We start from the raw sequence: 23,993 nt of genomic DNA, 5'->3' as shown, positions 1-23,993 counted from the left end.
ATCTCCCTCCCGGATTATTCGATGCAAATATTCTGCAGCCGGACCCAATCGCGGTCCGGCAGCACCTGTTCCAACGAACGGCCCGCCATCGGATCAGCCTCGATCAGGCCCAGTACGGTTTCTCCGGTAATGTCTCTGGCGTAGGCGTATGGCGTCGAGGGCATTGCCGTTTGCGCAAAAACGGCAAGCAGCTCACTTTCGGGAATTTCAGGCCTCGGTTCGTTCAGGATTTTTTCGCTGTACCGATCGACAATGTCCGGTGTCAGCTCTCCGGTGGTCAGCAGGCGGAACGCGGCGGTTGGTCCGGCACGATCCAGCAACTCGTTCAAGGGGTCGGAATTCTGAGAACGCGCGCGTTCGGCGATGACATAACCTGCAGCCACTGCGGGATCTTCGTGATCTTCAACCAAAGCCCTGTTTAAAAGGACGATACCGCCGGGCAGGGCGAGGCTGTCCGTAACCCCTGCGGGCAAAATGACGATTTTGCGGATACCGGTCCTTTGTGCCAGACGCTCCAGCGGAAGCTGCGCATCGTCGGAACGGCATGCGCGCCCGGCGACCCGCTCAATTCGCTGCAGGATCATGTCACCGATATCCTGCCTCTTGATTTCAGGCACGACCGAAACGACGTGGCTTTGCAGCGCTGCGGGTAACCAGAGGATCATCACCGCAACCACTGCTGCAACAACACCAGCCACGCTGAGCCAACGCAAACGCCCGGGATGTGGGCGGGCCCGGTCGATGGCGCGTTGCAACCGGTCGATAGCCTCGATCATCATGGTCTCGGATTGCTGCAGCTCCAGCGTTTCCCCGGGATCGCCGTCAGGATTAAAAATGGCCGGGTACTCTCCGGGGTTTTGTCGTTCAATTGCAGCCAGTGACCAGTGCGTCAGCGCCCTATCGTTAAAATCCGATATAGTCAGAGTGGCCTCGCCAATCGAAATGACAACCTCGCGCCGCTGTTCCTCGGGCGATGGTCTCCACAGACCGGTGGCTTCGATCCGTTCGTACTGTGTCAGTGCCGTCATTCGGGTGAAATATGCTCGTTATTATTTATCGGCAGCTTAGCATGCCAAAATCGTGTGGGGCAAACTTGTTGCACGAAGAGCCAAAAATGTGGTCGATGGCATTTAGAGTATTTGAACGCCGGTTGGCTGTTGATGAACCCGGTAGGAGTGTGAATGCAGGCATCAGATCATTCTTCACCTGTCATGGCATCGGTGCTGATGGTTGGCGCCATGGCAATCATCGGTGTCATCGACAACTTTGTTGTGCGCGTGGCAGAAACCCTTGGCCTGTGGCAGTTTCATTTTTCCCGCGCGTTACTGATGCTGCCCCTGATCGGGTTGCTGTCACTGATCGGTCTTGGCGGTTTGCGCCCGCAACGCCTTGGGTTTGTAGTGCTCAGAAGCGTGTTGATCGCCACGGCGATGCTGTTTTACTTCAGCGCGCTGGCGCTCATGCCGATTGCGCAGGCGCTGGCTGGCCTGTTCACCTCTCCAATCTTTGTTCTTTTGATTTCTGCGCTAGCGATGAAACAGAAAATCGGACCCTGGCGAATAGGCGCGGTCATGGTCGGGTTTATCGGAATTCTCTGCGTTTTGCAGCCCGACCCGAACGCGTTCGATGTAAAAACTCTGATCCCGGTGGCTGGCGGATTTTTCTATGCGCTCAGCGCCATTATCACGCGCAGTCACTGCGCAGAGGAAAGCACAGTGTCGCTGTTATGCGGAATGGTTTTGGCGTTAGGCTTGTCCGGTGCTGCCGGCCTTGTCCTGTTTTCCGTCTTTCCCGTTGAAACACCTGATGGCCCGGCCGGATTTGTTACGCGCGGCTGGGTTTGGTCAATTGAAGCGGCCGCCCCGTGGATCGCTATTCAGGCTGTGGGATCGACGCTTGCCGTTTTCATGCTGATCAAAGCCTATCAGTTGGGAGAGCCCTCTTATGTCGCGGTCTTTGAGTATTCTGTCATGATTTTCGGGCCGGTTTTTGCGTGGGTATCGCTTGGGCAAACGTTGGGTACGTTGCAGATTGCAGGCATTGGCCTGATTGCATCCGCAGGCGGGATACTTGCCTGGCGGTCGGGTCGGGTGGCGACCGAGGTTCAGCCTGGATAGACGATTGCAATGATCATCTCGACCGGCCGTAGATATGTTTTTGTTCACATCCCCAAAACTGGTGGAACATCGCTTGCGCAGGCGTTGGAGCAAAGGGCGATGAAGGACGACATATTGCTGGGCGATACACCCAAGGCCCGAAAGCGTCGAAAGCGCGCAAAGGCGCTTTCATCACAAGGACGGTTGTGGAAACACTCGACCCTGCGCGATATCGAGGGGGTGATCCCACCCGATCAGTTGTCTGACCTTTTTACGTTTACGTTAGTACGCAACCCGTGGGACCGGATCGTCAGCTATTATCATTGGCTAAGAGTACAGAAGTTCGACCACCCGGCGGTTTCGCTGTCTCAGAAATTGGATTTTCAATCGTTTGTTCTGCACCCGTCGACCTTGGCCTCATTCCGGAAAAGCCCGGCAAGTGCTTACATGCGTCGAACCACAGGGACTGAACAGTGTGATCTCTATATCCGGATCGAGCACTTTCGCGAAGACGTCGCCCCTTTGATCGATCATCTGGGTTTCTCATTTGAACTACCGCATTTGAACCGTTCCACACGGGCGGAGGATTTCCGGCAGTATTATCGATCAGCAACCGCCGAGGCAGTCGCCGACGCCTGTTCGGAAGATATTCGAAGATTCGGATATCAGTTTAGTCAATAACGCGCGGCGTGTTTCTCGGGTAAGGTGAATTTCTGAAAAATTAGCGGCTTTGTTTCCTGATTTGCCGGAAATCGCTCAATCAGGGCGGGAAATGGACGTAAATGTGTCGAAAATAAGTCGGGCGCGCCACCGGCTGTGCTACCCAGTTTGGACAAAGGTTGTGTGCCAACAAGGGGGTAAGGCACGTGTTAGAGTTAAAGGGTATATCTGGTTATCCAATTTTATTGGAAGATGATGAACAGGCAGTTTCAGAGACCTGCGCATCAAGTTGCGGCGCAGGTTTGCTGCACGGAACCAAAGTCGCGACAGTCCGGGGGTGGAAACCGGTCGAGGGTCTAGTGGCCGGTGATCTGGTCAGGACACTGGATCAGGGGTTTCAGCAGGTGCTGAGTGTAAATCACGAAGAGATGTTTCTGCCGACCGAAGGGTTGCTGGCCAGGCATCTGCCAGTCCATGTTCCCGCAAACACGGTTTATAACGGGCGTTCAGTTTGGTTGTTGCCGGACCAGAACATGCTGGTCGACACCCGCGGAACAGGAAGTGAGTGTGAAAGCCGTCATGCCGCTGTTCCTGCCCGAAATTTGAATGGTTTCCACGGCATGAAATCACATTACCCGGGGCAGCATCTGAAGGTCGCAACGCTGCTATTCGCCCGGGAGGAAGTGATTTTTATCGAAGGTGGCATGCTTGCACACTGCCGCTCAATCAGCCCGGGCTTGCGGGTGAGGCGGGCTAAGATTTCAGAGAAATATCCGGTTCTGGACGGTGAAGACGCCGCAGAGCTGGTAAACAAGATTGCGCAAATGGGCGATACCTCTGCCCTTGCAAACCAGTTGGGCGTCCTGCCAGCGCCCATAACGCAGGATCCGGTTTTTCCGTTGCGGCCAGTTGGTGGTGTCCGTCGTCCTCATCGACCCGGAAGGCCCAAACTGTTGCCGTTGTTCCTGCGGTCTGAATGGCAGATCTAACCAAGCACTAAAAGAAAGATGCAGGCGCCCGTTTTTGGGCGCCTGCATCACTATTTCAGGCGGCTTTGGCTTCGGGGTTAAACCGGCCGTAAAAGCTCTGGTTCTTCTCCGCCATTTCCCGCAACAGAGGCGGGCAGGCAAAACGCTCGCCATATTTTTCGGCCAATTGATCACAGCGCTCTGCCGCGTAGGGTGTGCCGATAATGTCCAGCCAGCTGAGTGGGCCACCGGACCATGGTGCAAAGCCCCAGGCCAGGATCGCACCTACGTCGCCTTCGCGGATGTCTTCCAGCACGCCTTCTTCCAGCGCGCGCACCGCCTCCAGCACCTGGGCGAACATCAGACGTTCCTGAACCTCGATCAGGTCGGGCTGTTCCTCGGCCAGCGGATACTTTTCCTGCAGGCCTTTCCAGTATTCGACGCGTTTGCCCTTTTCGTCATAGTCGAAAAAGCCCGCGTTCGCCTTGCGGCCCAGACGGCCCTGTTCTTCCATCCAGAAGATCAGATCGTCTGCCGCGCTTGCAGGATAGGCATTCCCCATGGCGGCCTTGGTTGCACGGGCAATCTTGGCGCCCAGATCAATCGAGGTTTCGTCGGTCAGTTGGATCGGACCCACAGGGAAACCCAGTTGCCGCGCCGCATTGTCGATGAGGGCAGGCGTCACACCTTCGGTGATCATCCGCGCGCCTTCATTTACATAAGGAATGATGCAACGGTTGCAGTAGAAGAAGCGTGCATCGTTGACCACGATCGGCGTTTTGCGGATCTGGCGCACGTAGTCCAGAGCCTTGGCGACCGCACGATCCCCGGTTTCTTTGCCCTTGATGATCTCGACCAGGAACATCTTTTCGACGGGCGAGAAGAAGTGGATGCCGATGAACTGATCCGGACGCTCCGAGGCTTTAGCCAGATCGGTGATCGGCAGGGTCGATGTGTTCGAGGCAAAGATGCAATCCTCGGGGATGATCGCCTCGACCTTTTTGGTCATCTCGGCCTTGACGCCTACGTCTTCAAAAACAGCTTCGATGATCAGGTCACAACCCTTCAGGTGATCCAGATCCGGGGTCGCGGTGATGCGGGCCAGCATCGCCTCTTTTTTCTCAACCGTGGTCTTGCCGCGCTTGATACCCTTGTCCAGATGGGCCTCGGTATATGCTTTGCCCTTGTCGGCGGCGGCCTGATCGCGGTCGATCAGAACCACTTCCATCCCTGCCTGTGCGGATACCAGCGCAATACCTGCACCCATCATACCCGCGCCCAGAACGCCGATTTTCTTGACCGACTGATCCGGCACGCCTTGCGGGCGTACAGCGCCTTTCTCCAGTGCTTCCTTGTTCAGGAACAGCGAACGTATCATTGCGCCCGAAGACGGATTCATCAGAACTGAGGTGAACCAGCGCGCCTCAATTTTCAGGGCAGTGTCGAAATCGACCAGAGCACCTTCGTACACCGCGCTTAGCAGAGCCTTGGCGGCGGGAAACGCCCCTTGGGTCTTGCCATTCACCATTGCCGAAGCACCAACGAAGTTCATGAAGCCTGCAGGATGGTAGGGGGCACCGCCGGGCATCTTATAGCCCTTCGCATCCCAAGGCTTGACCAGATCGGCGTCCTTGGCGTTCAGCACCCATTCCTTGGCTGCTGCCATTGGATCTGCAGCGATCTCGTCGACATAGCCAGCGCCTTTGGCTTTCTTGACGTCCAGCATCTTGCCTTCCAGCAACAGCGGAGCCGCTGCAATCGCGCCAACCTTGCGCACCATCCGCGTGGTGCCGCCCGCGCCGGGAAAGATGCCGACCATGATCTCGGGCAGGCCGTATTTGGCCTTGGGGTTCTCGGCGGCAAAAATGCGATGAGTGGACAGTGGCAACTCCATACCAATGCCCGCGGCAGTGCCGGGCAGGACGGTCGCAATCGGTTTGCCACCCTTCTTGGTCTTGGGGTCCATGCCTGCCAGTTCGATTTTGCGCAACAGGGCGTGCATCTGCATCGTACCCTCGAACAGACCCTTGGCCGGATCGTCGCCCGCCTGTTCCTTCATCACCGCCAGCAGGTTCAGGTCCATGCCGCCCGCGAACGAGCCTTCCTTGCCTGACGTGACAACGATGCCTTTGATCTCGTCATCGGCAAGCGCCTGATCGATACAGTCGTTGAGTTGCTGGAGTCCTTCGAAGGACATCACGTTCATTGTTTTCCCGGGAACGTCCCAGGTGATGATCCCAACGCCATCTGTGTCCTTGGTCAGAGTGAAATCAGTCATTGTCATCTCCAATCTGGTCAGCCGTCAGCGGGCTGCCGTCCTTGCGGGTGAAGCGAAAATCTTGGCCTTCAAACTTCACCATCATGTCTATGTCGCTGTAATAGCCGGTCTCGGTCGGGGTCCGTGTGCCCACCACCAGAAAGGTCGCGGGCGCATCGGTATTGTTCACAAGGTGATGGCCATTGGCCTCACCCGCGGGCCAGGCTGCACAATCACCGGGCTGCATCTCATGCTCACCCTCGTCGTCGACTAGCGTGCAGGTGCCGCTGAGGACAATCGCGAACTCGTCCTGCTCCATATGGTAATGGCGCAGCGAGGACAGCCCGCCCGGCTCCAATCGCACAATATTGACACCGTACTGGGTCAACCCGCCTGCATCGCCAACACCTTGGACAAAGCGGCCGTCGCCAGCCCGGGCCAGCTTACCGGGGTAGCCGGAGCCGGTCCGAACGGGGATTTGTGAAATATCCAGCTTGGGCATCAGACGCGTTCGATAATTGTTGCTGCACCCATCCCGGATGCAATGCAGAGCGTGGCCAGACCGGTTTCCTTGTCCTGACGCTCCAACTCATCCAGCAGCGTGCCGATGATCATTGCGCCGGTCGCGCCCAGCGGGTGACCCATTGCGATGGAACCGCCGTTGACGTTCACCAGTGCCGGATCGACGTCAAACGCCTGCTGGAACCGCAGAACGACCGAGGCGAAGGCTTCGTTCACTTCGAACAGGTCCAGATCGCTGATCTTCATGCCATTGTCGGCCAGAATCTTCTCGGTCACCGGAACCGGGCCGGTCAGCATGATGGTCGGATCGGTACCAATCTTGGCAGTCGCCTTGATACGGGCGCGGGGCTTGAGGCCGTATTTCTCACCGAATTCCTTGTTGCCGATCAGTACAGCCGCCGCACCGTCCACGATTCCCGAGCTGTTGCCTGCATGGTGGATGTGGTTCACGCGCTCAAGATGCGGGTATTTCAGCATCGCCACCTTGTCGAAGCCCGGCATCTGCTCACCCATCATCGCGAATGAGGGGTTCAGCGCGCCGAGGCTCTGCATGTCTGTGCCGGGCCGCATGTATTCATCGCGGTCCAGAATGGTCAGGCCGTTCTGATCCTTGACGGTGATGACAGATTTTTCGAACCGATTGTCTGCCCATGCTTCTGCCGCACGTTTTTGCGATTCAACTGCCAGCGCGTCTGCTTCGTCGCGGCTAAAGCCATACTCGGTGGCGATGATGTCGGCCGAGATGCCCTGAGGCACGAAGTAAGTGTCCATCGCCAGCGAGGGGTCAACAGCGATCGCCGCGCCATCGCTGCCCATGGCCACGCGGCCCATCATCTCGACACCACCGGCGATGTAGGCATCGCCTGCGCCGCCTTTGACCTGGTTTGCCGCCAGGTTCACAGCTTCCATGCCCGAGGCGCAGAAGCGGTTGATGGCAAGACCTGGGATCGACTGATCTAGATCCGAAGCGAGCACTGCCGAGCGCGCCAGACAGCCGCCCTGTTCCATCACTTGTGTGACGTTGCCCCAGATCACGTCCTCAACGGCGTGGCCTTCCAGATTGTTCCGCTCTTTCATCGCGTTCAGGGTCAGGGCGGACAGGCGTACAGAAGTCACCTCGTGCAGGCTGCCATCCTTGCGGCCCTTGCCGCGCGGGGTGCGCAGGGCGTCATAGATATATGCTTCGGTCATGGGTCTTCTCCTCAAGCTCGATCCGACGGGTTGCCGGGCATCAGGTCATAGGGGTGTTTCCAGCCTGGCTGCTCGGACAGGCGGGTTAGCCAGGCGTCGATATGGGGCCAGTCGGCGCGATCAAAGCCGAAAGGTTCTGGGTAAAAGAGGTAGCCGCAACAACTGATATCGGCATTTGTCACACCGTCGCCAACGATCCAGTCGCGACCTTCAAGGTGATCATTCAGCACCTGATAGGCTGCCTTCAGCCGACCCTGATTAAATGCAATGACATCGGGATTTTGGTGCTGCTCGGGAAGGAAGTTTATCAGAAAACGCGTCAATCCGGCCATTGAGCTAAGCTTGTGATTGTCCCACAGCACCCAGCGCAGGATGTCATAGTTCTCTTCGCGCGAACCGCCTCCGAACTTTCCGGATTTCTCAGTTACATAGGCCTGAATCGCGCCTGACTGGCTGGTGCGGAAATCACCGTCGATCAGGACGGGGGCTTCGCCCATTTCGTTGACCTTTGTACGGTATTCCGGGGTGCGGGTTTCACCCTTGAAAAAGTCGACAAAGACCGGCTCCCAGTCCAGCCCGGACATTTCCAAAGCCAGAGCGGCCTTGTAGCTGTTTCCGCTTTCTCCGAAGCAATGCAGTTTGATCGTCATGCAATTACCCCTCCCAAGGTGCATGTGGTTAGGTTTGAATTGAGTATTTGTAAAAAGATGAAGAACCGGTGTTTACCTTTTATCAACCAGGGTCTGCTCCACTCGGCATGCGGTACAGGCTGGAGAGCCGATGGCCGCAAAAGGTGAAGTCGTCCCTGTCCTGATGGCGAGTGCGCCCGGTGGCAGGGGCGCATCATGTCTTCATCTTTTCAAAAGTACTCCCGCCGGAGGCATCTGGTCTTGAAGCGTTTACAGGCAGCAATTTTACGTGTGCCCTCACCGTTTGCGCGCCTCTAGTTCGGAATTGAAGATACGCAGTCGGTGGGTCAGATTTTCCTCGTCAATGACACTGTTGAAGTTCTCAAACAGGAAAGACAGCGCCTCACCCTCGTCCAGCCCGGCCTCTCGTGCGAACCCCCTTAGTTTGCGGTATCCGTCTTCGGTCATTGCGATGGGAAAACGTCGGGTCAGGCGAAAGCGTTTTGGCATGTCTTGTCCTCTGGATGGCTGGTTCCGGATAACGGTATCCGGAACCAGACTGAGATCAGAAATTCGCCGCGTCTAGAGCCATAACCGTATCCGCGCCTGATTGAATTCGGGTCAGGTGCATAGCGGTGGCCGGTAGGCGGCGTGCCATGTAGTAGCGGCCAGTGTTGATTTTGGTTTCGTAGAACTCTTTGTCTGTTGCGCCTGCGTCAAGCATGGCTTGCGCAGCTTTCGCCATACGTGCCCATACCAGCCCCAGACAGACATGCCCGAACATGTGCATGAAGTCGTAAGATCCGGCCAGCGCATTGTTCGGGTTCGTCATGCCGTTTTGCATGAAATACATTCCCGCTGCCTGCAGGTCCTTGGATGCGGCCTTCAGAGGTTCGATGAACGCCTTGTCATAAGCCTCGTCTTGGCCGGCGTTTTCCTTGCAGAAAGTTTTGACCATCTCAAAGAACGCCATGACGTGCTTGCCACCGTCCTGCGCCAGCTTGCGACCAACAAGGTCCAAAGCCTGAACGCCGTTGGCACCTTCATAGATCATGGCGATACGGGCGTCGCGGGTGTATTGCGACATGCCCCATTCTTCGATGTAGCCATGCCCGCCATAAACCTGCTGGGCCTGAACGGTCATGTCATAGCCTTCGTCCGTCAGAAAGCCCTTGATGACCGGTGTGAGAAGCGAAATCAGGCCGTCGGCATCCTTGTCACCGGAGCGGTGCGCCTGGTCGAGCATTGTGGCGCCCCACAGAATGAAACCACGCGCGCCTTCCGTGAAGCTTTTTTGATCCATCAGGTTGCGGCGGATGTCAGGGTGCACGATCAGCGGGTCAGCCGGGCCGTCAGGATTTTTCACGCCTGTGACGTCACGCCCCTGCAGGCGGTCCTTGGCATACTCCAGCGCATTCTGGAATGCGGCTTCGGCCTGGCTGAGGCCCTGCATGCCGACGCCCAGGCGCGCTTCGTTCATCATGGTGAACATCGCGCGCATGCCTTTGTGCTCTTCGCCCAACAGCCAGCCAGTGGCTTCGTCATAGTTCATGACGCAGGTCGAATTGCCGTGGATGCCCATCTTTTCCTCGATCTTGCCGACCGAGACACCGTTGCGTTCGCCCAGCGAACCGTCCTCTTTGATGAGGAATTTCGGCACGATGAACAAAGAAACGCCTTTGATCCCCTCGGGGCCGCCTGGGATTTTGGCCAGCACCAGATGGATGATGTTATCCGCCATGTCGTGGTCACCGGACGAGATAAAGATTTTCTGGCCGGAAATTTTGTAGCTACCGTCACCCTGTGGTTCAGCCTTGGTGCGCATCAGGCCCAGGTCAGTACCGCAATGCGGTTCGGTCAGGTTCATGGTGCCGGTCCATTCACAGCTGACCATGTTGGGAAGATAGGTATTTTTCTGCTCGTCAGTGCCATGCGCCAGAATGGCCGAGGCTGCGCCGTGGGTCAGGCCCTGATACATCACGAATGCCTGGTTCGCCGCCGAGAACATCTCGCCTACGGCCGACCCCAGAACATACGGCATATTCTGTCCGCCGTATTCCTCGGGCATATCCAGGCCGGTCCATCCGCCTTCCTTCACTTGCTCGAACGCGTCCTTGAAACCCGTTGGCGTGTAGACCACACCATTCTCCAACCGGCAGCCTTCGGTGTCGCCGACCACGTTAAGTGGGTGGAGCACATTGCTTGCAAGCTTCCCGGCCTCCTCCAGCACGGCGCCGGTGAACTCGGCTTCCAACTCAGCGTAGCCGGGGATGTCGAGTTCCGAGACTTTCAACACTTCATGCAGAATGAACTGGGTATCTTTTGTTGGCGCATTGTAGACGGGCATTGGGGGCTCCCTGATTATTCACATGTACGGGGACGGGCGAGCGGATCACTCGGCCGCGTTTTTTTCCTGCTTCATCGAGGCGATCGCTTTTTCGCCCCATCTCAACTGTTCCTTCAGATCGTCAATCGCCTCATTCAGCTCGTCGCGGCGTGATTCCATGTCAGCAAGGCGTTCACAGGCGATTTCGTATGTGCGCGTCATCTGGGTCAGCTGCTGGTCTCCGACGTGATACAGGTCCAGAAGCTGGCGAATTTCCTCAAGGCTGAAGCCAAAGCGTTTGCCGCGCAGGATCAGTTTCAGGCGGGCGCGGTCGCGTTTGGTGAACAGCCGCTTTTGTCCTTCGCGGATCGGAAACAGCAGCTCTTTTGCTTCGTAAAACCGCAAAGTGCGCGGCGTGACGTTGTATGACTCGCACATTTCGCGAATGGTCATCAGATCTTCGGTCATTGTTCAAACTCTCATCGCTTGCGTCTTGAACCATGAGTTGCGCAGTCGATGTCCCATTTACAACATGACATTGACGTTTACGTAATGCAGACGCTGCGTCACAAAATTGTTGACGTAAGATCAATTCACGTAAAGCGACGTGGGAGTAGTTTTATTTCGTCGCGAACATGGGTGTTCGCACCGTTTCCAGTGGAAATGGATTGGTTTTGCAGACTATCGGGCCGTGCCACCACGCGAGCCGGAATAATGATCGCGCCTGGCCTGACGCCTTGCCCTAACCTGAGCATCCCACTCTTCCTGGGAAACACCGGGTGGTGCTGAGCCATACCCAGTGGGGCCGACATCGCACCCGGCGGTTATGGCGGTAATTGCGCAAAGAAACAGGGCTTGTGTGAATTTCATCATCGGTTCTCCGATCACTCACTGCCGGTCAGGCGTGTATGAAAGTCTGCATGACCGGCCAAATTATCGGTATCAGCATGCGATGAGGAATTGATCCAATCAACCTGTGACGGACATCGCTAACGATCAAGTGAGGGCGCGTCAGTTAAGCTTAGCCCAGTATTTTTGAGGTCTGGTCGCGAAGCCGCTGCAACTCTTCCATGGCTTCGTCCAGTTGCTGCCGCTGCTGGCGCAGTTCATCCATCTGGCGGTCGGCCATTTCAACAAAGGTCGCCATCTGCGCCTCGTTCCCCTGATCTTCGTAGATCAGCAGCCACTGACGAATCTCTTCCAGAGGGAAGCCGAATTTGCGCCCTCGCATGATCAGTTTCATTCGGGCACGCTCGCGAGCGCCGTAAAACCGGGATCGGCCTTCGCGATCCGGCTGCAGCAGCTCGATATATTCATAGTAGCGCAGGGTACGCGGAGTTACATCGAACTCGGCACACATCTCTTTGAATGACAAACGGTTGTCGGACATTCCTGTTCTCCTCGCGTGCAACCTAGGGCGTCGCGGCGGCAAGCGCAACAGGTGGGCTTGCCCTTTGCGCGGCCCGCGGCTCATAAAGGGGTAACGAGAGGACAGGACCAAACCGAATGGCCGATAAAACAGTACTTGCACGTCAATTCATCGAAGCGATCCCGCATGCAAAGGCCCTGGGGTTGACCCTGACGCACATTGGCGAGGGCGAAGCAGAAATATCCATGCCCTATAATGAGGATCTGATAGGTGACCCCAGAACCGGCGTCATCCACGGTGGGGCCGTATCGGCGATGCTCGATACGTGCTGCGGCGCGGCCGTGATGAGCCACCCTTCGGCACCGGGCGGCACTGCAACCATTGATTTGCGAATCGACTACATGCGTGCCGCGACGCCCGGGCAAAGCATCACCACTCGCGCAACCTGTTACCAAATCACCCGCAATGTGGCCTTTGTACGGGCCACTGCAATCGACGATGATCAGGAACGTCCGGTAGCCGCTGCATCTGGCGCTTTCACCGTGGAGGGTCGTTAAATGGCGCGCCCCCGTCCCGAACCAATGCAGGTCGTCAAACAACGTCGCGACGGTGCGCTCAAGGCACTTGTCGAAGGGGTGCCGTATATCCGGTTCCTCAACATCAGTTTTGACCGCCGCGGCGACGAACTGACCGGCGTTCTGAACTTTGACGAGAAGCTGATCGGAAATCCGTTTCTGCCTGCAATTCATGGCGGCGTGACTGCTGCATTTCTTGAGGTGACCGCTGTCATAACCCTCAGCTGGGAACATTTGTTTCCGAAAATCGAAAGCGGGGAAATCGACGCCAGCGAAATTCTGAGTGATGAGAGCATCCGCTTTCCGAAAACCATTGATTTCACAGTGGACTATCTTCGCTCAGGCTTGCCGCGGGATGCCTACGCAAGGGCCTTTATCAACCGGGCAGGGCGGCGATATGCGTCGGTTCGGGTCGAAGCGTGGCAGGACAACCACGCCAAACTGTTTGCGCAGGGAACCGGCCATTTCCTGATGCCGCAACCTCGAACCACCAAAGCCTGAGAAATCATGCAGGACTCGTCCGCGCCCATCACGCACCGGCGGGTACTGAAGATCGCGCTTCCCATTGTTTTGTCCAATGCCACGGTCCCGATTCTGGGTGCGGTGGATACTGGGGTGGTCGGGCAAATGGGACAGGCCGCGCCGATTGGCGCCGTTGGTATTGGCGCGGTGATATTGGCCTCGATCTATTGGATTTTTGGCTTTCTCCGGATGGGCACGACCGGTCTGGCAGCCCAAGCCCGGGGATCGGGCGATACAGCGGAAACAGGTGCGTTGCTCATGCGTGGCCTGATGCTGGGCGTCACTGCCGGGGTCGTGTTCATTCTGGCGCAAGTTGCTGTTTTCTGGGGAGCGTTTTCCCTGGCCCCTGCCAGTGTCGAAGTCGAGGCTTTGGCGCGGGATTATCTTGAAATCCGCATCTGGGGTGCTCCGGCCACCATCGCACTTTACGCGGTTACCGGCTGGCTGATCGCGATCGAGCGGACGCGCGGTGTGTTTGTCCTGCAAATATGGATGAACGGGTTGAACATCCTGCTCGACCTTTGGTTTGTTCTTGGTCTGGGATGGGGTGTCGAGGGCGTCGCCACGGCGACATTGATTGCAGAGTGGACCGGTTTGGCCTTGGGACTGTGGCTTTGCAGGGATGCCTTTGGCGGAAACCAGTGGAGGGATTGGCCCCGAATTTTCGATCCTGCCCGTTTGCGCCGCATGTTACAGGTCAATGCCGACATCATGGTGCGCTCGGTGTTGTTGACGGGGTCGTTTACGACTTTCCTGTTCGTCGGTTCAGATCTGGGCGACGTTAACCTTGCCGCTAATCAGGTGCTTTTGCAGTTTCTGGAAATCACGGCCTTCGCTCTGGATGGTTTTGCGTTTTCAGCTGAAGCATTGGTTGGCAGCGCTGTTGGCGCAAAGGACCGTCATCAGGTCCGGCGCGCATCCATCATGGCCTCCCAGTGGGGCGCGGGTGGCGCGGTTGCGCTGGGAGTGACGTTCTTTCTGGCCGGGCCGGTTCTCATCGACATAATGTCGACCTCGCCTGAAGTTCGGGCGGCTGGTCGAGAATTCCTGTTCTGGGCGGCAATCGCGCCGGTTGTGGGGGTTGCCAGCTGGATGTTCGACGGAATTTATATTGGTGCCACGTGGACACGGGATATGCGGCAGGCAATGATCCAGTCGGTCGCCATATACGTCGTCGCGCTTTTCGTTCTGGTTCCGACCTTTGGCAACCACGGCCTGTGGGCCGCACTAATGGTTCTAAACATCGCCCGCGGTCTGACACTTGGACTGCGTTACCCCAGACTTGAGGCCCGTGTGGCCTGAACCTTAAATCAGGTCCAACAACCTTTCGGTCGGCCGCCCGATTACCGCTTTGCCACCTGAAATTGCCAATGGTCGTTCAATGAGTATGGGGTTCGCGGCCATTGCCCTGATCAGTGTTTCGTCGGAATCTGTCTTTGACAGATTGAGTTCCCTGAACAGTTTCTCGCCAGTTCGCATCATATCAACGGCTGGGACATTCAATGCCTGTTGCGCGGCTTTCAATTCCGGTTCTGAAGGTGCGTCCTCAAGATATTTTCGAACGGTCAAATCGACCTGACGCTCTTCCAACAACGCCAGCCCGGTACGAGACTTTGAACAACGCGGGTTATGCCAGTATTCGATCAAAGCCAGTCCTTTCGTTTGGTGCCGACTGCCTCGGCCACGTTTGCAAACCCGTCACGGGCCAAAAGCTGATCCAGACCTTGTGCAATTTCAGCGGCCAGTGAAACCCCACCAAAAACCATCGCCGTATAAAACTGTACTGCGGACGCACCTGCCTGAATTTTGGCGTAAGCTTGTTCGGCCGAACCAATTCCACCAACCCCGATCAACGGAATGTCTCCGCCTGTCAATTGACTCAGGCGGGCCAGCACGCGGGTCGATTTTTCAAAAAGAGGTTCGCCCGACAGCCCACCTGCCTCGTTGCTGTGGCTGCTTTTCAACCCTTCACGGGAAAGCGTTGTGTTTGTTGCGATCACGGCATCAACACGAGTTTCGCGCGCCACTTCAGCAATGTCCTCAATCTCGGCGTCTGACAGGTCCGGGGCAATTTTGAGAAAAATCGGCAAGCCTCGCGTCAGGTCGTTGCGGGTTTGAATCACGCCGGCAAGAAGGGCGCTCAGTGCCTCTTTGCCCTGCAGGTCCCGCAGTTTTTCAGTGTTGGGCGAAGAGACATTGACCGTCGCAAAATCCAGATGATCCGCACAATGGGCCAGCACTTTGGCAAAGTCACCGGGGCGGTCGGTGCTGTCTTTGTTTGCGCCCAGATTCAGACCGATGACGGCGTCCGAGGGGCGGTTTGCAAGTCGCCGGGCCATCACCTCCATCCCTTCGTTGTTGAAGCCAAAGCGATTTATTGCGGCGCTGTCCTCGGTCAGTCGAAACAGGCGGGGTTTTGGGTTGCCGGGCTGCGGGCGGGGCGTTACTGCACCAACTTCAATAAACCCAAACCCCGAGCGGGAGAGGGGGGTCAAAGCCTCGCCGTTCTTGTCAAAGCCAGCGGCAAGCCCAACCGGATTGGGAAGGTCCAGACCCGCGACAGTGGTGCGCAAACGCGATGAGGTCACCGGCCCAGGAGTTGGTGTCAGGCCTGACTTCAGGGCCTTGATGGACAATCCATGTGCTACCTCGGGGTCCAGCCTGTGCAGGGCTGCCAGCCCAAGTTTCTCGACCAGTTTCATCCAAACGACTTCCCGCTATCGGCGGGGGCACATCGGATCAGGCGTGAAGTTTCCACCGCCGCCTGTCGGTGAACCACCGCTTTTCTATATTCAGGGTCCGTCACCATCTCAAGAAAGGCGTTTACGGTTGGGTAGCGTGCAACAAATATCTCGTCCCAATCTTCGGAATCAGGCCCGATGAGAACAGTCTGAAAAACCCCACGCCAGACGATTGAGGCCCCAAGGCGCGCAATGATCGGCGCCGTCTCGGCCCCGTAGCGCCCATAGGCTTCGGCCCCGGTCAGATCGGAACCGGCCAGGTCGTGCCCTTCGGGATAGGCGGCCTTTGCGCGGAATTTCACGAGATTCAGCATCTCGATCGGCTGATCCCGGTCCAGCGCCTTGAAGGTTTCGAACTGCTCGCGCTCGGGGTCTACATAGTTGCTCATTTCATATCCTCGGGAAATCTGTGTACGCCATCCTCAAACGGAAGGGGGGCAGACCAAACCACATCCGTCAGCCTAATATTGCGGTACAGATGGGGAAAAAGCGCACCGCCTCGCGAGGGTTCCCATTTCAGATCGTCGCCCAGGGTTTCGCTGTCACAGGCCAGAAGGGTTAACCCCTTTTCCCCGGCAAAGTGTTTTGCCGCAGTTTCTGCGGCCTGTTCCGCCGTTGAAAAATGGACGTACCCATCGGCCACGTCGATTGGCGCCCCCGAGGTTTCCCCGCATTTCTGCAGGTCATTCCATTCATCGGTCCGGAAAATCTTGTAAATCAGCATGTGGTTCTGATGCCTTGCGCAACGTCCGGAATCAAGTCGCATTTCCCTGTTTGACTCTTTCCCGCTGCCAGCGCACGATTTCTGCAATCAACTTCAGGGAGATATACATGTTCACCCGTTTTCTGGCTTCTGCTGCCATTCTCGGCCTGACCGCAGGTATGGCCGCTGCCGAGTACAAACTGACCATTCTGCACACAAATGACTTTCATGCCCGGTTCGAGCCGATCAACAAGTATGACAGCGCCTGCGATTCCGAAGACAATGCCGAAGGCAAGTGCTTTGGCGGTTCGGCCCGCCTTGTGACCGCGGTTCAGGATGCGCGTGAACGCGCCGGGAACTCGATCCTCGTGGATGGGGGCGACCAGTTTCAGGGGTCGTTGTTCTACACGTACTACAAGGGGCAGATGGCTGCCGAGTTCATGAACCGCTTGGGTTACGATGCGATGACCGTCGGCAACCACGAATTCGACGATGGGCCGGAAGTGTTGCGTGGATTTGTCGATACCGTGGATTTTCCGGTTCTGATGTCAAACGCGGATATCCGGGATGAGGAACTGCTGACTGACAAGATCAAGAAATCGACGGTGATCGAGGTGGGCGGCGAAAAGATCGGCTTGATCGGACTGACGCCCGAAGACACCCATGAACTGGCCTCACCTGGACCGAATGTCACATTCAGCGATCCGGTTCCGGCAGTACAGGCAGAAGTGGACAAGCTGACTGCCGAAGGCGTCAACAAGATCATCGTACTCAGCCACTCGGGCTATGGGGTGGATCAACGCGTCGCGCAGGAGACCAGCGGCGTGGACGTGATCGTGGGCGGTCACTCGAATACATATCTGTCCAACGTTTCCGAAAAGGCGGCCGGGCCTTACCCGACGGTAGTCAACGGTGTTCAGATCGTGCAGGCCTATGCCTACGGCAAGTTTCTGGGCGAGTTGAACGTGACCTTTGATGACGAGGGGAACGTGGTCGAGGCGGCAGGTGAGCCGCTGATCATGGACAACACGGTGACCGAGGATACCGCTGCGCTGGAGCGCATAGCGGAACTTGCCAAGCCGCTGGATGAAATCCGCAACAAAGTGGTGGCAAATGCGGCAGCCCCCATCGAAGGCGATCGCTCGGTCTGCCGGGTTCAGGAATGCGAAATGGGCAACCTTGTCGCTGATGCTATGCTGGATCGGGTGGCTGATCAGGGTGTGACAATCGCGATTGCCAACTCCGGCGGTTTGCGGGCATCGATTGACCCTGGCGACGTGACCATGGGCGAGGTTCTTACCGTTCTGCCATTCCAGAACACGCTCTCGACCTTTGAAATCAGCGGCCAAGGAGTCATCGACGCACTGGAAAACGGCGTTAGCCAGGTGGAAGAGGTCAAGGGCCGTTTCCCGCAGGTGGCTGGTCTTACATTCACCTGGGACCCGGCGATTGCGCCCAATGAGGGGCGGGTGACCGAGGTCATGGTGGCTGACGGCGACAACTTCGTTCCAATCGATCCGGCAGCGACCTATCTGGTGGTGACCAACAACTATGTGCGCAACGGCGGCGACGGCTATTCGGTATTTTCGGGCGACGACAAAAACGCCTATGATTTCGGGCCTGATCTGGCGGATGTGACGGCAGAATACCTAGCCGCGAACGCACCGTACCAGCCCTATCTGGATGGTCGTATCCAACAGAAATAAATTTGCAAAAGGTCAGAGCGGCACTGTAACGCCGCTCTGCACCGTGGATTGGAAATTCACCCTAGATTTGGCCAAAGTGATTTATCCAATCCCTCGATAAATGGCGCGAGCATCTTCTCGTGCTCGCGCCACGCACCTACTGACCGGGTGTGCACAGGTTGCCTTACCTGAGTGGCGCTGAGCGTCAAAACCGCTCCGGTTGATTCATGAGGGAGGGTCATGCTCTCCAACCATTCCAACTTACAGAATTCTGCGATCCGTCGGCTGCTGGTGTCGATATCGGCCACCAAATCTTCGTAGCTGACATCCAAAATTTGTTCGGGAAAAACGTTCTTCCAGTGATTTGCCAAAGCAGCATACTGATTGAATTTATGCGCCATCGCTTTCAGATCGTATGCGTAAGACAAGGCCGATCCGGAAAAATGCGCCTGCCAAAGCGACAACGCCAGATCACGGGGATCACGGCGCATGTTGATGATCCTGCACCCCGGTAGCGAGTTTATCAAAAAGCCGACCAGTCGATAATTCTCTGGCATCTTGTCTACACGTACGGTGGCGTTTTGGCTTTGGGCTGGCTGATCGGCATCATAAGAAATGCGAAATTCACTCTGCTCATCCGGCCCAAAAGGCCGGCCACTATTAATCACGGGCGCAAGCAGACGTCCCGCGGAGTTTCGTTCGCCCAGAGAATAGACGTTCGGGTGGCAGGCAAGTATCGCTTCCACCAAAGTCGTACCCGAGCGAGGCAAGCCGACAATAAAAACCGGTCGAGGGCTGCCGCTTCCATGCGGTTCGCTAGCAGCGGGATGGCTCTGAAAACGCTCAATCAAAGATGAAGTCAGATTATCTTCATATTCCTGATTGTAAGGGTGAAAGGCTGCGAGATTTTCGTTGGCCTGACGTATATAGGCGGCGAAGTCACCTGAATTAGAAGATGATTTGGCGATGGTCGCCAAAGCGAAATTCAGGCTCGCCCTGTCAATGCTAGGGTTTTCGGCGACCTTTAGCGCCTTCTTAGCTTCGGCTGAGATTCTTTCGCCAAACTTATCAGCGCTTAGCCTAGCCAGTTTCTCCAGTGCGGATGGTTGGCCGGGTTTCAGTTCCAGAATCGTTAGGCAGGTGTCAACGGCCTCTTCCGTCTGACCGGTTTCCTCCTGATGAGCGGCAAATCGTAACTGCGCAGATACGTTTTCCGGGTCGATTTTTATTGCAGCCCGGATGGCCGTGTCCGCATCGTCGTGCCGCCCCGAACGGGCCAGAAGTTGGGAGATCTCAACCAAAGCTTCGATACGATTTGGTTCAACCGCCAGCATTCGCTCATAATCGGCGATTGCCTCAGCCTCTTTCCCGAGTGCCATGTGAATCCGCGCTCGCATCGAAATTGCGCGTAGGTTCTCGGGACTGGCCGTGGCAACAATGTTGACTTGATCAAGGGCCGTTTGCGCATTGCCGTTGGCCAGACAGGCCTCGGCCTTTAGGAACCTTGCGGCAGTGTCTTTGGGATTAATCTTCAACAAATCATCCAATTGCACCAAAGCTGCTCCGGGACGGTTCAAGAATATCAATTCCTGGCCTAGATTGCGCCGAGCATCGTGAAATGCAGGTGCCAGCTTCAGCGCCTTTTGAAAGTGCAGGACCGCCTCTTTATGATGTCCTTTCGCGCTGGCAGCTATCCCTGCAATGTTCTGAAACTCGGGGCGATCGGGGAATTGTTTTATCCCACGCAAAGCGTGCTTCCGGGCGGTCACATACTGTCCGGACTTTATGGCGTTCAGCGCTTTTCCAATGAGGTTTTGATACATGTCCGAAAGTCTTTGCTATTGAGCAATGTAACGGAAGTATGACGCTGAGCTTGCTGAGACAAGGCGAGAATGAATGATGATTTCAGCCAAAGCAGAAAATGATCATCGGCATATGCCGACGATAAGCTGGAAAAGATGCAGCGTTATGATTTAGCCGGGTTGTGAGAACGTTTTGGTTTTTCTTCGCGTTGTGTGTGCCAAAAACTCAATCTGGCAAGCGGATCAGGGTTGATCACGCTGATCGAAAACAATGCAATTTGTTGGTGCAGGCCTGCGAAAGTTCTGACCCTTTCCCTTTTACCCGGCGCGCGATACACCGCATCCATGGCCTTGAAATTCAATACTCTGCCTGAACTTTACGGGCATGCCTTCGACACGGTGATCGACGTGCGCAGCCCGGCAGAATACGCCGAGGATCACCTGCCGGGCGCTATCAGCCTGCCGGTTCTGGACAATGACGAACGCGCCCGGGTTGGCACCATTTACGTGCAGCAAAGCCCTTTTCTGGCAAGAAAACTGGGTGCGGCGCTGGTATTTCGCAACGCAGCCAACCACATCGAAAACAGCCTGAGTCACCACGAAGGTGCATGGCGGCCGCTGGTCTATTGCTGGCGTGGCGGTCAACGCTCGGGTTCGTTCACGTGGATGTTGCAACAGATTGGCTGGCGCGCCGAGGTGGTAGACGGCGGATACCGAACCTATCGCCGTCTGGTGAACCGGTATCTCTATGATGACCCACTGCCGCACCGACTGGTTGCGCTGGACGGCTATACCGGAACCGCCAAGACCGACCTGCTTGCGACCTTGCACGCAAGGGGGGTGCAGGTTGTGGATCTTGAGGCGCTGGCAAATCACCGGGGGTCGCTGCTAGGCGAAAAACCCGGGGGGCAACCAAGTCAAAAGGCCTTTGAGTCTGCCGTGGCTGCCGCCTTTTGCAAACTCGATCCTGCACGCCCTGTTGTTGTCGAAGCGGAGTCATCAAAGATCGGCGAGCGCATTTTGCCGCCCAGCCTCTGGTCGGCTCTTCGCAGCGCGCCAAGAATTGAAATCCACGCCTCAATTGCTGCGCGTACGGACTATCTGGTCGCGGCCTATAACGATATTCTGAGTGACGCCGAAAGGTTACGAGATCGCCTGTCCCCGCTGCGATTTCACAGAGGGCACGAAGTGGTGGATGAATGGCTAAGCCTGATTGATGCGGGGGACAAGCACGCGCTGACCCTCGCGCTAATGGAACAGCATTATGACCCTGCCTACGCGAAGTCCCGAAAGGCGCACAAGGCCTTGGCGGTGGCTAGGATCGACGTTCCGGCGTTAGATGACAATGCGTTGCAGATGGCAGCAAAGCGGATCGAGGAATTTCTGGATCAGATTTGAACACGCAATCCCGGTTCTGCAGTCATCTTTCCGATGAATACAGCCGGATAGCCCGCGTTTTGCAGATGCTTCAGAGCTTCCTCGGCTTGTTGTGCAGGGACGGCCGCCAGCAAACCGCCTGCGGTTTGTGGGTCATACAGCAAATCGGCCTTGCCCCCTGTCGGCAAGTCAGGTGCGATGGCCTGGTTGTCATTAAAAATGCTGGAGCGGACGCCTTGCAGGGCAAGCGACAGTGCTCCTTTCATCAGGGGAATGGCATCCAGGTCGACAATTGCCCCGCATCCCGATGCGTCACACATCCCCTGCAGGTGGCCAGCCAACCCAAAACCGGTGACATCTGTCATTGAGTTCGCCGATGATAGTATGCGGGCTGCATCACCTTGTGGCTGGCTCATGTGATCATAGGCTGCAGCTACCCAGGCACCATCGGCTTTTCCAGCCATCTCAGCCGCCATCAGCACCCCGCTGCCAAGTGGTTTGGTCAGTATCAGCATGTCACCCGGCCGGGCACCAGACAGCGTGATCGGTTCAGCGTCACATAGGCCAGTCAGAGTGAACCCGATCGTCATCTCGTCACCCAGAGAACTGTGCCCGCCCACGATCTCAGCTCCGGCTGACTTAATCACTTTCGTGGCGACCGTCATTATCTCAGCCATTGTTCTGTGCTGCAATTCCGGCGACATGCGCGGCAGGATGATCGTTACCGTTGCGGCCTGCGGCTGCGCGCCCATTGCCCAGATGTCGCCAAGTGCGTGAACAGCAGCAATGCGAGTCATAGTGGCCAGGTCGTTGGTGAGGCCACGCAAGTGGTCCGTCGTCATTACTTGTCTGAGCCCACCGGTGGTCAACAGGGCGGCATCGTCGCCCGGCAGGGGAATGACATCTGAACGCTCAGGTGCTGGCATGCCTTTCAGCGCCGACTGCAACGCGCCGCGCCCGACCTTGGCCCCACACCCTCCGCACATCGGCTTGTCTCCGATGGCTTCGCGAAGGCCCGCCGCATGGGCGGAGGGCAGCGCCGGTGTTTCCATCTGGGGCAATTCGCGGAACTGGTTCATAAAGTTCTGATCGATACGGTTTTTCCACCGCCACATCAGCGGTCCGCTGAACGAGGTTCCAAGCCGTTCCGCAAGAGCCGATTTTCCGCCCAGCGACACGAGTTTTAGATAGTCCTTTTGCGGGTGGTATCGCCGCATTTGTCCCGCACCCAAAACGGCTCGCAGATTGTCGTACAAAACCGGCGCCTCACGCACCGCGTAAACGCCTGCTTTGGGGCGGGGATTGCTACTCAGGTGGGCGCAGTCCCCGGCCGCAAACACGGCGGGATCGCTGGACTGGAGATAGTCGTTCACCGCAACATACCCCTCGTGCAAGGCCAACCCGGTATCGGCAATCCACCTATGTGGTCGTGCGCCTGCTGCACCAGTGACAAAATCTGCCTCGATACGGCGCCCGTCGCTGAGTTGCAGGTGGTCCGCGGCCACGTTTGTAACCTCGCAGTATTCGACGATTTCGATCCCCAGATCACCCATCGAGCGCCGGATTGTAGCGCTGGCTTTCGGGCTGGTCGCAGACAACGCCGCTGCACTGTCGATCAGTGTTACCTGTGCTGGCCGACCGCGGGTCCTCAGTGCATAAGCCATGGCCAGCACCAACTCGGCTCCCGCCACGCCGCCGCCAATCACCGCGACAGAGGCCGGGCCGTCGCTGGCAAGGTAGTCTTTCCATCGGGCCGCGAAAGGACCAAGTGGCTTGGCGGGGACAGCATGTTCAGCAAAGCCCGGCAGCGTTGGCATGTCAGAGGTGATGCCGACATTGACCGAGGCCACATCGAACGCAATCGGTGGACGGCCCGGCACATGCACCTGACGGCGGTCCAGATCAATTCCCTCGACACCACCCAAAATTACACGTGCATCAGCAAAGCGTGCCAGGCGGACCAGATCGATGTCCAGGTCCTCTCGCGTGTAGTGGCCAGCGACAAGCCCCGGCAGCATCCCCGAGTAGGGTGCGGTAGGACCGGTGTTGATCACAGTGAGCCGAGCCCCCGGCAAAGGGTTCATGCCCCATTTCCTGAGAACCAGCGCATGAGTGTGTCCCCCGCCGATCAGTACCAGATCGCGGGTCAATGGCAGAGGTGGCGTGTGCATCTGATTCAGTTCGTGCTGTGATCCGGTACGTCTTCGGCCTGCTCGACCGCGTGTGTTGCCCAAAGTTCATCTTCGCCCGCGTCCGGCAGGTTTTCAGGCTTTTCATGCCGGTGGATGTGCCATTTTGCAATGAACAGGGCCGTGATCGGTGCGGTTAGAAACAGGAACAGGGTGATCAGAAGTTCATGCAGCGACAGATGTGGTTCGAGCAGAAGGGAATGAAAGATAGATGCAAGCAGTACGCCGCCCACGCCCAGCGTCGTTGCCTTGGTTGGGGCGTGCAGCCGTGACATCGGATCCTTGAGCTTGATCATTCCGAACGATCCGACAAAGCCGAAGATACCCGAGACGATCAGGAAAAAGGCGATCAGGAATTCGAAGATATATGCCATTCCGCCC

25 protein-coding genes are annotated in these 23,993 nt (G+C 56.9%); 8 read left to right on the top strand and 17 right to left on the bottom strand.

The window, feature by feature from the left end; all coding sequences use genetic code 11:
• Positions 1–14: 14 nt before the first annotated feature.
• Positions 15–1,028, bottom strand: a complete 1,014-nt coding sequence (locus ACR0NW_RS09440) for a hypothetical protein (protein WP_480450146.1) — start codon at positions 1,026–1,028, stop codon at positions 15–17.
• A 153-nt stretch (positions 1,029–1,181) separates the two neighbouring features.
• Between ACR0NW_RS09440 and ACR0NW_RS09435 the strand changes: the two genes are divergently transcribed.
• The 3 genes from ACR0NW_RS09435 to ACR0NW_RS09425 all read left to right on the top strand — a co-directional run bounded on the left by ACR0NW_RS09435 (position 1,182) and on the right by ACR0NW_RS09425 (position 3,745).
• Positions 1,182–2,117 carry a DMT family transporter gene (locus ACR0NW_RS09435; RefSeq protein ID WP_480450145.1) on the top strand — a complete coding sequence of 312 codons (936 nt, stop codon included), beginning with the start codon at positions 1,182–1,184 and terminating at the stop codon, positions 2,115–2,117.
• Between the two features lie 9 nt (positions 2,118–2,126).
• Positions 2,127–2,777, top strand: a complete 651-nt coding sequence (locus tag ACR0NW_RS09430) for a sulfotransferase family 2 domain-containing protein (RefSeq protein WP_480450144.1) — start codon at positions 2,127–2,129, stop codon at positions 2,775–2,777.
• Positions 2,778–3,058: 281 nt separating this feature from the next.
• On the top strand, positions 3,059–3,745 hold the full coding sequence (locus tag ACR0NW_RS09425) for a Hint domain-containing protein (protein WP_480764752.1): 687 nt from the start codon (positions 3,059–3,061) through the stop codon (positions 3,743–3,745).
• 55 nt (positions 3,746–3,800) lie between these two features.
• On the opposite strand, the gene ACR0NW_RS09420 is transcribed toward ACR0NW_RS09425, so the two are convergent.
• The 9 genes from ACR0NW_RS09420 to ACR0NW_RS09380 form a co-directional block, all read right to left on the bottom strand.
• The gene (locus tag ACR0NW_RS09420) at positions 3,801–6,002 is read right to left on the bottom strand and encodes a 3-hydroxyacyl-CoA dehydrogenase NAD-binding domain-containing protein (protein ID WP_480450142.1); all 2,202 of its coding nucleotides are present in this window, start codon (positions 6,000–6,002) and stop codon (positions 3,801–3,803) included.
• Entirely contained in the window at positions 5,995–6,483 is a 489-nt protein-coding gene (locus ACR0NW_RS09415; RefSeq protein WP_480450141.1) for a cupin domain-containing protein, read from the bottom strand. Before ACR0NW_RS09415 ends, ACR0NW_RS09420 begins: the two co-directional genes overlap by 8 nt.
• Positions 6,483–7,694 carry an acetyl-CoA C-acetyltransferase gene (locus tag ACR0NW_RS09410; protein WP_480450140.1) on the bottom strand — a complete coding sequence of 404 codons (1,212 nt, stop codon included), beginning with the start codon at positions 7,692–7,694 and terminating at the stop codon, positions 6,483–6,485. The genes ACR0NW_RS09415 and ACR0NW_RS09410 overlap by 1 nt, the downstream gene beginning before the upstream one ends.
• 11 nt (positions 7,695–7,705) lie before the next feature.
• Entirely contained in the window at positions 7,706–8,344 is a 639-nt protein-coding gene (locus ACR0NW_RS09405) for a glutathione S-transferase family protein (protein WP_480450139.1), read from the bottom strand.
• 276 nt (positions 8,345–8,620) lie between these two features.
• The gene (locus ACR0NW_RS09400) at positions 8,621–8,833 is read right to left on the bottom strand and encodes a hypothetical protein (protein WP_480450138.1); all 213 of its coding nucleotides are present in this window, start codon (positions 8,831–8,833) and stop codon (positions 8,621–8,623) included.
• Positions 8,834–8,888: 55 nt separating this feature from the next.
• Positions 8,889–10,670, bottom strand: a complete 1,782-nt coding sequence (locus ACR0NW_RS09395; RefSeq protein WP_480450137.1) for an acyl-CoA dehydrogenase C-terminal domain-containing protein — start codon at positions 10,668–10,670, stop codon at positions 8,889–8,891.
• A 45-nt stretch (positions 10,671–10,715) separates the two neighbouring features.
• Entirely contained in the window at positions 10,716–11,117 is a 402-nt protein-coding gene (locus ACR0NW_RS09390) for a MerR family transcriptional regulator (protein WP_170651552.1), read from the bottom strand.
• A gap of 213 nt (positions 11,118–11,330) precedes the next feature.
• Entirely contained in the window at positions 11,331–11,519 is a 189-nt protein-coding gene (locus tag ACR0NW_RS09385; protein WP_480450136.1) for a hypothetical protein, read from the bottom strand.
• A gap of 151 nt (positions 11,520–11,670) precedes the next feature.
• A complete protein-coding gene (locus ACR0NW_RS09380; RefSeq protein ID WP_170651554.1) occupies positions 11,671–12,039 on the bottom strand; it encodes a MerR family transcriptional regulator in 369 nt (122 codons plus the stop codon).
• 116 nt (positions 12,040–12,155) lie between these two features.
• Between ACR0NW_RS09380 and ACR0NW_RS09375 the strand changes: the two genes are divergently transcribed.
• Genes ACR0NW_RS09375 through ACR0NW_RS09365 form a run of 3 tightly spaced genes read left to right on the top strand, consistent with a single transcriptional unit; the run spans position 12,156 to position 14,417 of the window.
• Positions 12,156–12,575, top strand: coding sequence for a PaaI family thioesterase (locus tag ACR0NW_RS09375; RefSeq protein WP_480450135.1), 420 nt, complete (start codon positions 12,156–12,158; stop codon positions 12,573–12,575).
• On the top strand, positions 12,576–13,094 hold the full coding sequence (locus ACR0NW_RS09370) for a PaaI family thioesterase (RefSeq protein ID WP_480450134.1): 519 nt from the start codon (positions 12,576–12,578) through the stop codon (positions 13,092–13,094).
• Between the two features lie 6 nt (positions 13,095–13,100).
• Entirely contained in the window at positions 13,101–14,417 is a 1,317-nt protein-coding gene (locus tag ACR0NW_RS09365; protein ID WP_480450133.1) for an MATE family efflux transporter, read from the top strand.
• A gap of 3 nt (positions 14,418–14,420) precedes the next feature.
• Here the strand turns inward: ACR0NW_RS09365 and arsC are convergent, their stop codons facing one another.
• The 4 genes from arsC to ACR0NW_RS09345 are packed head-to-tail and all read right to left on the bottom strand — an operon-like array spanning position 14,421 to position 16,580.
• Complete coding sequence (gene arsC / locus ACR0NW_RS09360; RefSeq protein ID WP_480450132.1) at positions 14,421–14,762, bottom strand: arsenate reductase (glutaredoxin); 342 nt, start codon at positions 14,760–14,762, stop codon at positions 14,421–14,423.
• Positions 14,759–15,817 (bottom strand): quinone-dependent dihydroorotate dehydrogenase, encoded by a 1,059-nt coding sequence (locus ACR0NW_RS09355; RefSeq protein WP_480450131.1) that lies wholly within the window; start codon positions 15,815–15,817, stop codon positions 14,759–14,761. The genes arsC and ACR0NW_RS09355 overlap by 4 nt, the downstream gene beginning before the upstream one ends.
• On the bottom strand, positions 15,814–16,245 hold the full coding sequence (locus tag ACR0NW_RS09350; protein ID WP_170651560.1) for a DUF1330 domain-containing protein: 432 nt from the start codon (positions 16,243–16,245) through the stop codon (positions 15,814–15,816). The genes ACR0NW_RS09355 and ACR0NW_RS09350 overlap by 4 nt, the downstream gene beginning before the upstream one ends.
• The gene (locus ACR0NW_RS09345; protein ID WP_480450130.1) at positions 16,242–16,580 is read right to left on the bottom strand and encodes a DUF952 domain-containing protein; all 339 of its coding nucleotides are present in this window, start codon (positions 16,578–16,580) and stop codon (positions 16,242–16,244) included. Before ACR0NW_RS09345 ends, ACR0NW_RS09350 begins: the two co-directional genes overlap by 4 nt.
• 107 nt (positions 16,581–16,687) lie before the next feature.
• Between ACR0NW_RS09345 and ACR0NW_RS09340 the strand changes: the two genes are divergently transcribed.
• The gene (locus ACR0NW_RS09340) at positions 16,688–18,265 is read left to right on the top strand and encodes a bifunctional metallophosphatase/5'-nucleotidase (protein ID WP_480450129.1); all 1,578 of its coding nucleotides are present in this window, start codon (positions 16,688–16,690) and stop codon (positions 18,263–18,265) included.
• Between the two features lie 56 nt (positions 18,266–18,321).
• Here the strand turns inward: ACR0NW_RS09340 and ACR0NW_RS09335 are convergent, their stop codons facing one another.
• Positions 18,322–20,067, bottom strand: coding sequence for a tetratricopeptide repeat-containing sulfotransferase family protein (locus ACR0NW_RS09335; RefSeq protein WP_480450128.1), 1,746 nt, complete (start codon positions 20,065–20,067; stop codon positions 18,322–18,324).
• Between the two features lie 324 nt (positions 20,068–20,391).
• Between ACR0NW_RS09335 and mnmH the strand changes: the two genes are divergently transcribed.
• Positions 20,392–21,444 carry a tRNA 2-selenouridine(34) synthase MnmH gene (gene mnmH, locus ACR0NW_RS09330; protein ID WP_480450127.1) on the top strand — a complete coding sequence of 351 codons (1,053 nt, stop codon included), beginning with the start codon at positions 20,392–20,394 and terminating at the stop codon, positions 21,442–21,444.
• Here mnmH and selD read toward each other — a convergent pair.
• The gene (gene selD / locus ACR0NW_RS09325) at positions 21,435–23,594 is read right to left on the bottom strand and encodes a selenide, water dikinase SelD (protein ID WP_480450126.1); all 2,160 of its coding nucleotides are present in this window, start codon (positions 23,592–23,594) and stop codon (positions 21,435–21,437) included. The genes mnmH and selD overlap by 10 nt on opposite strands.
• A gap of 5 nt (positions 23,595–23,599) precedes the next feature.
• A complete protein-coding gene (locus ACR0NW_RS09320; protein ID WP_170651566.1) occupies positions 23,600–23,986 on the bottom strand; it encodes a Na+/H+ antiporter subunit G in 387 nt (128 codons plus the stop codon).
• Positions 23,987–23,993 lie beyond the last annotated feature (7 nt).

This window comes from Ruegeria sp. CF5, assembly GCF_056537325.1.
This window is presented reverse-complemented; position numbering and strand designations above follow the sequence as displayed.

Bases quoted from the DNA above. Each gene is read 5' to 3' on its own strand.
- ACR0NW_RS09420 (WP_480450142.1), bottom strand. From the start codon at position 6,002: ATGACTGATTTCACTCTGACCAAGGACACAGATGGCGTTGGGATCATC.
- ACR0NW_RS09335 (WP_480450128.1), bottom strand. From the start codon at position 20,067: ATGTATCAAAACCTCATTGGAAAAGCGCTGAACGCCATAAAGTCCGGA.
- ACR0NW_RS09365 (WP_480450133.1), top strand. From the start codon at position 13,101: ATGCAGGACTCGTCCGCGCCCATCACGCACCGGCGGGTACTGAAGATC.
- ACR0NW_RS09355 (WP_480450131.1), bottom strand. From the start codon at position 15,817: ATGAAACTGGTCGAGAAACTTGGGCTGGCAGCCCTGCACAGGCTGGAC.
- ACR0NW_RS09400 (WP_480450138.1), bottom strand. From the start codon at position 8,833: ATGCCAAAACGCTTTCGCCTGACCCGACGTTTTCCCATCGCAATGACC.
- ACR0NW_RS09385 (WP_480450136.1), bottom strand. From the start codon at position 11,519: ATGAAATTCACACAAGCCCTGTTTCTTTGCGCAATTACCGCCATAACC.
- ACR0NW_RS09370 (WP_480450134.1), top strand. From the start codon at position 12,576: ATGGCGCGCCCCCGTCCCGAACCAATGCAGGTCGTCAAACAACGTCGC.
- ACR0NW_RS09390 (WP_170651552.1), bottom strand. From the start codon at position 11,117: ATGACCGAAGATCTGATGACCATTCGCGAAATGTGCGAGTCATACAAC.
- selD (WP_480450126.1), bottom strand. From the start codon at position 23,594: ATGCACACGCCACCTCTGCCATTGACCCGCGATCTGGTACTGATCGGC.
- ACR0NW_RS09375 (WP_480450135.1), top strand. From the start codon at position 12,156: ATGGCCGATAAAACAGTACTTGCACGTCAATTCATCGAAGCGATCCCG.
- ACR0NW_RS09405 (WP_480450139.1), bottom strand. From the start codon at position 8,344: ATGACGATCAAACTGCATTGCTTCGGAGAAAGCGGAAACAGCTACAAG.
- ACR0NW_RS09320 (WP_170651566.1), bottom strand. From the start codon at position 23,986: ATGGCATATATCTTCGAATTCCTGATCGCCTTTTTCCTGATCGTCTCG.
- ACR0NW_RS09380 (WP_170651554.1), bottom strand. From the start codon at position 12,039: ATGTCCGACAACCGTTTGTCATTCAAAGAGATGTGTGCCGAGTTCGAT.
- ACR0NW_RS09395 (WP_480450137.1), bottom strand. From the start codon at position 10,670: ATGCCCGTCTACAATGCGCCAACAAAAGATACCCAGTTCATTCTGCAT.
- ACR0NW_RS09440 (WP_480450146.1), bottom strand. From the start codon at position 1,028: ATGACGGCACTGACACAGTACGAACGGATCGAAGCCACCGGTCTGTGG.
- ACR0NW_RS09350 (WP_170651560.1), bottom strand. From the start codon at position 16,245: ATGAGCAACTATGTAGACCCCGAGCGCGAGCAGTTCGAAACCTTCAAG.
- mnmH (WP_480450127.1), top strand. From the start codon at position 20,392: ATGGCCTTGAAATTCAATACTCTGCCTGAACTTTACGGGCATGCCTTC.
- ACR0NW_RS09410 (WP_480450140.1), bottom strand. From the start codon at position 7,694: ATGACCGAAGCATATATCTATGACGCCCTGCGCACCCCGCGCGGCAAG.
- ACR0NW_RS09415 (WP_480450141.1), bottom strand. From the start codon at position 6,483: ATGCCCAAGCTGGATATTTCACAAATCCCCGTTCGGACCGGCTCCGGC.
- ACR0NW_RS09435 (WP_480450145.1), top strand. From the start codon at position 1,182: ATGCAGGCATCAGATCATTCTTCACCTGTCATGGCATCGGTGCTGATG.
- ACR0NW_RS09345 (WP_480450130.1), bottom strand. From the start codon at position 16,580: ATGCTGATTTACAAGATTTTCCGGACCGATGAATGGAATGACCTGCAG.
- ACR0NW_RS09430 (WP_480450144.1), top strand. From the start codon at position 2,127: ATGATCATCTCGACCGGCCGTAGATATGTTTTTGTTCACATCCCCAAA.
- ACR0NW_RS09340 (WP_480450129.1), top strand. From the start codon at position 16,688: ATGTTCACCCGTTTTCTGGCTTCTGCTGCCATTCTCGGCCTGACCGCA.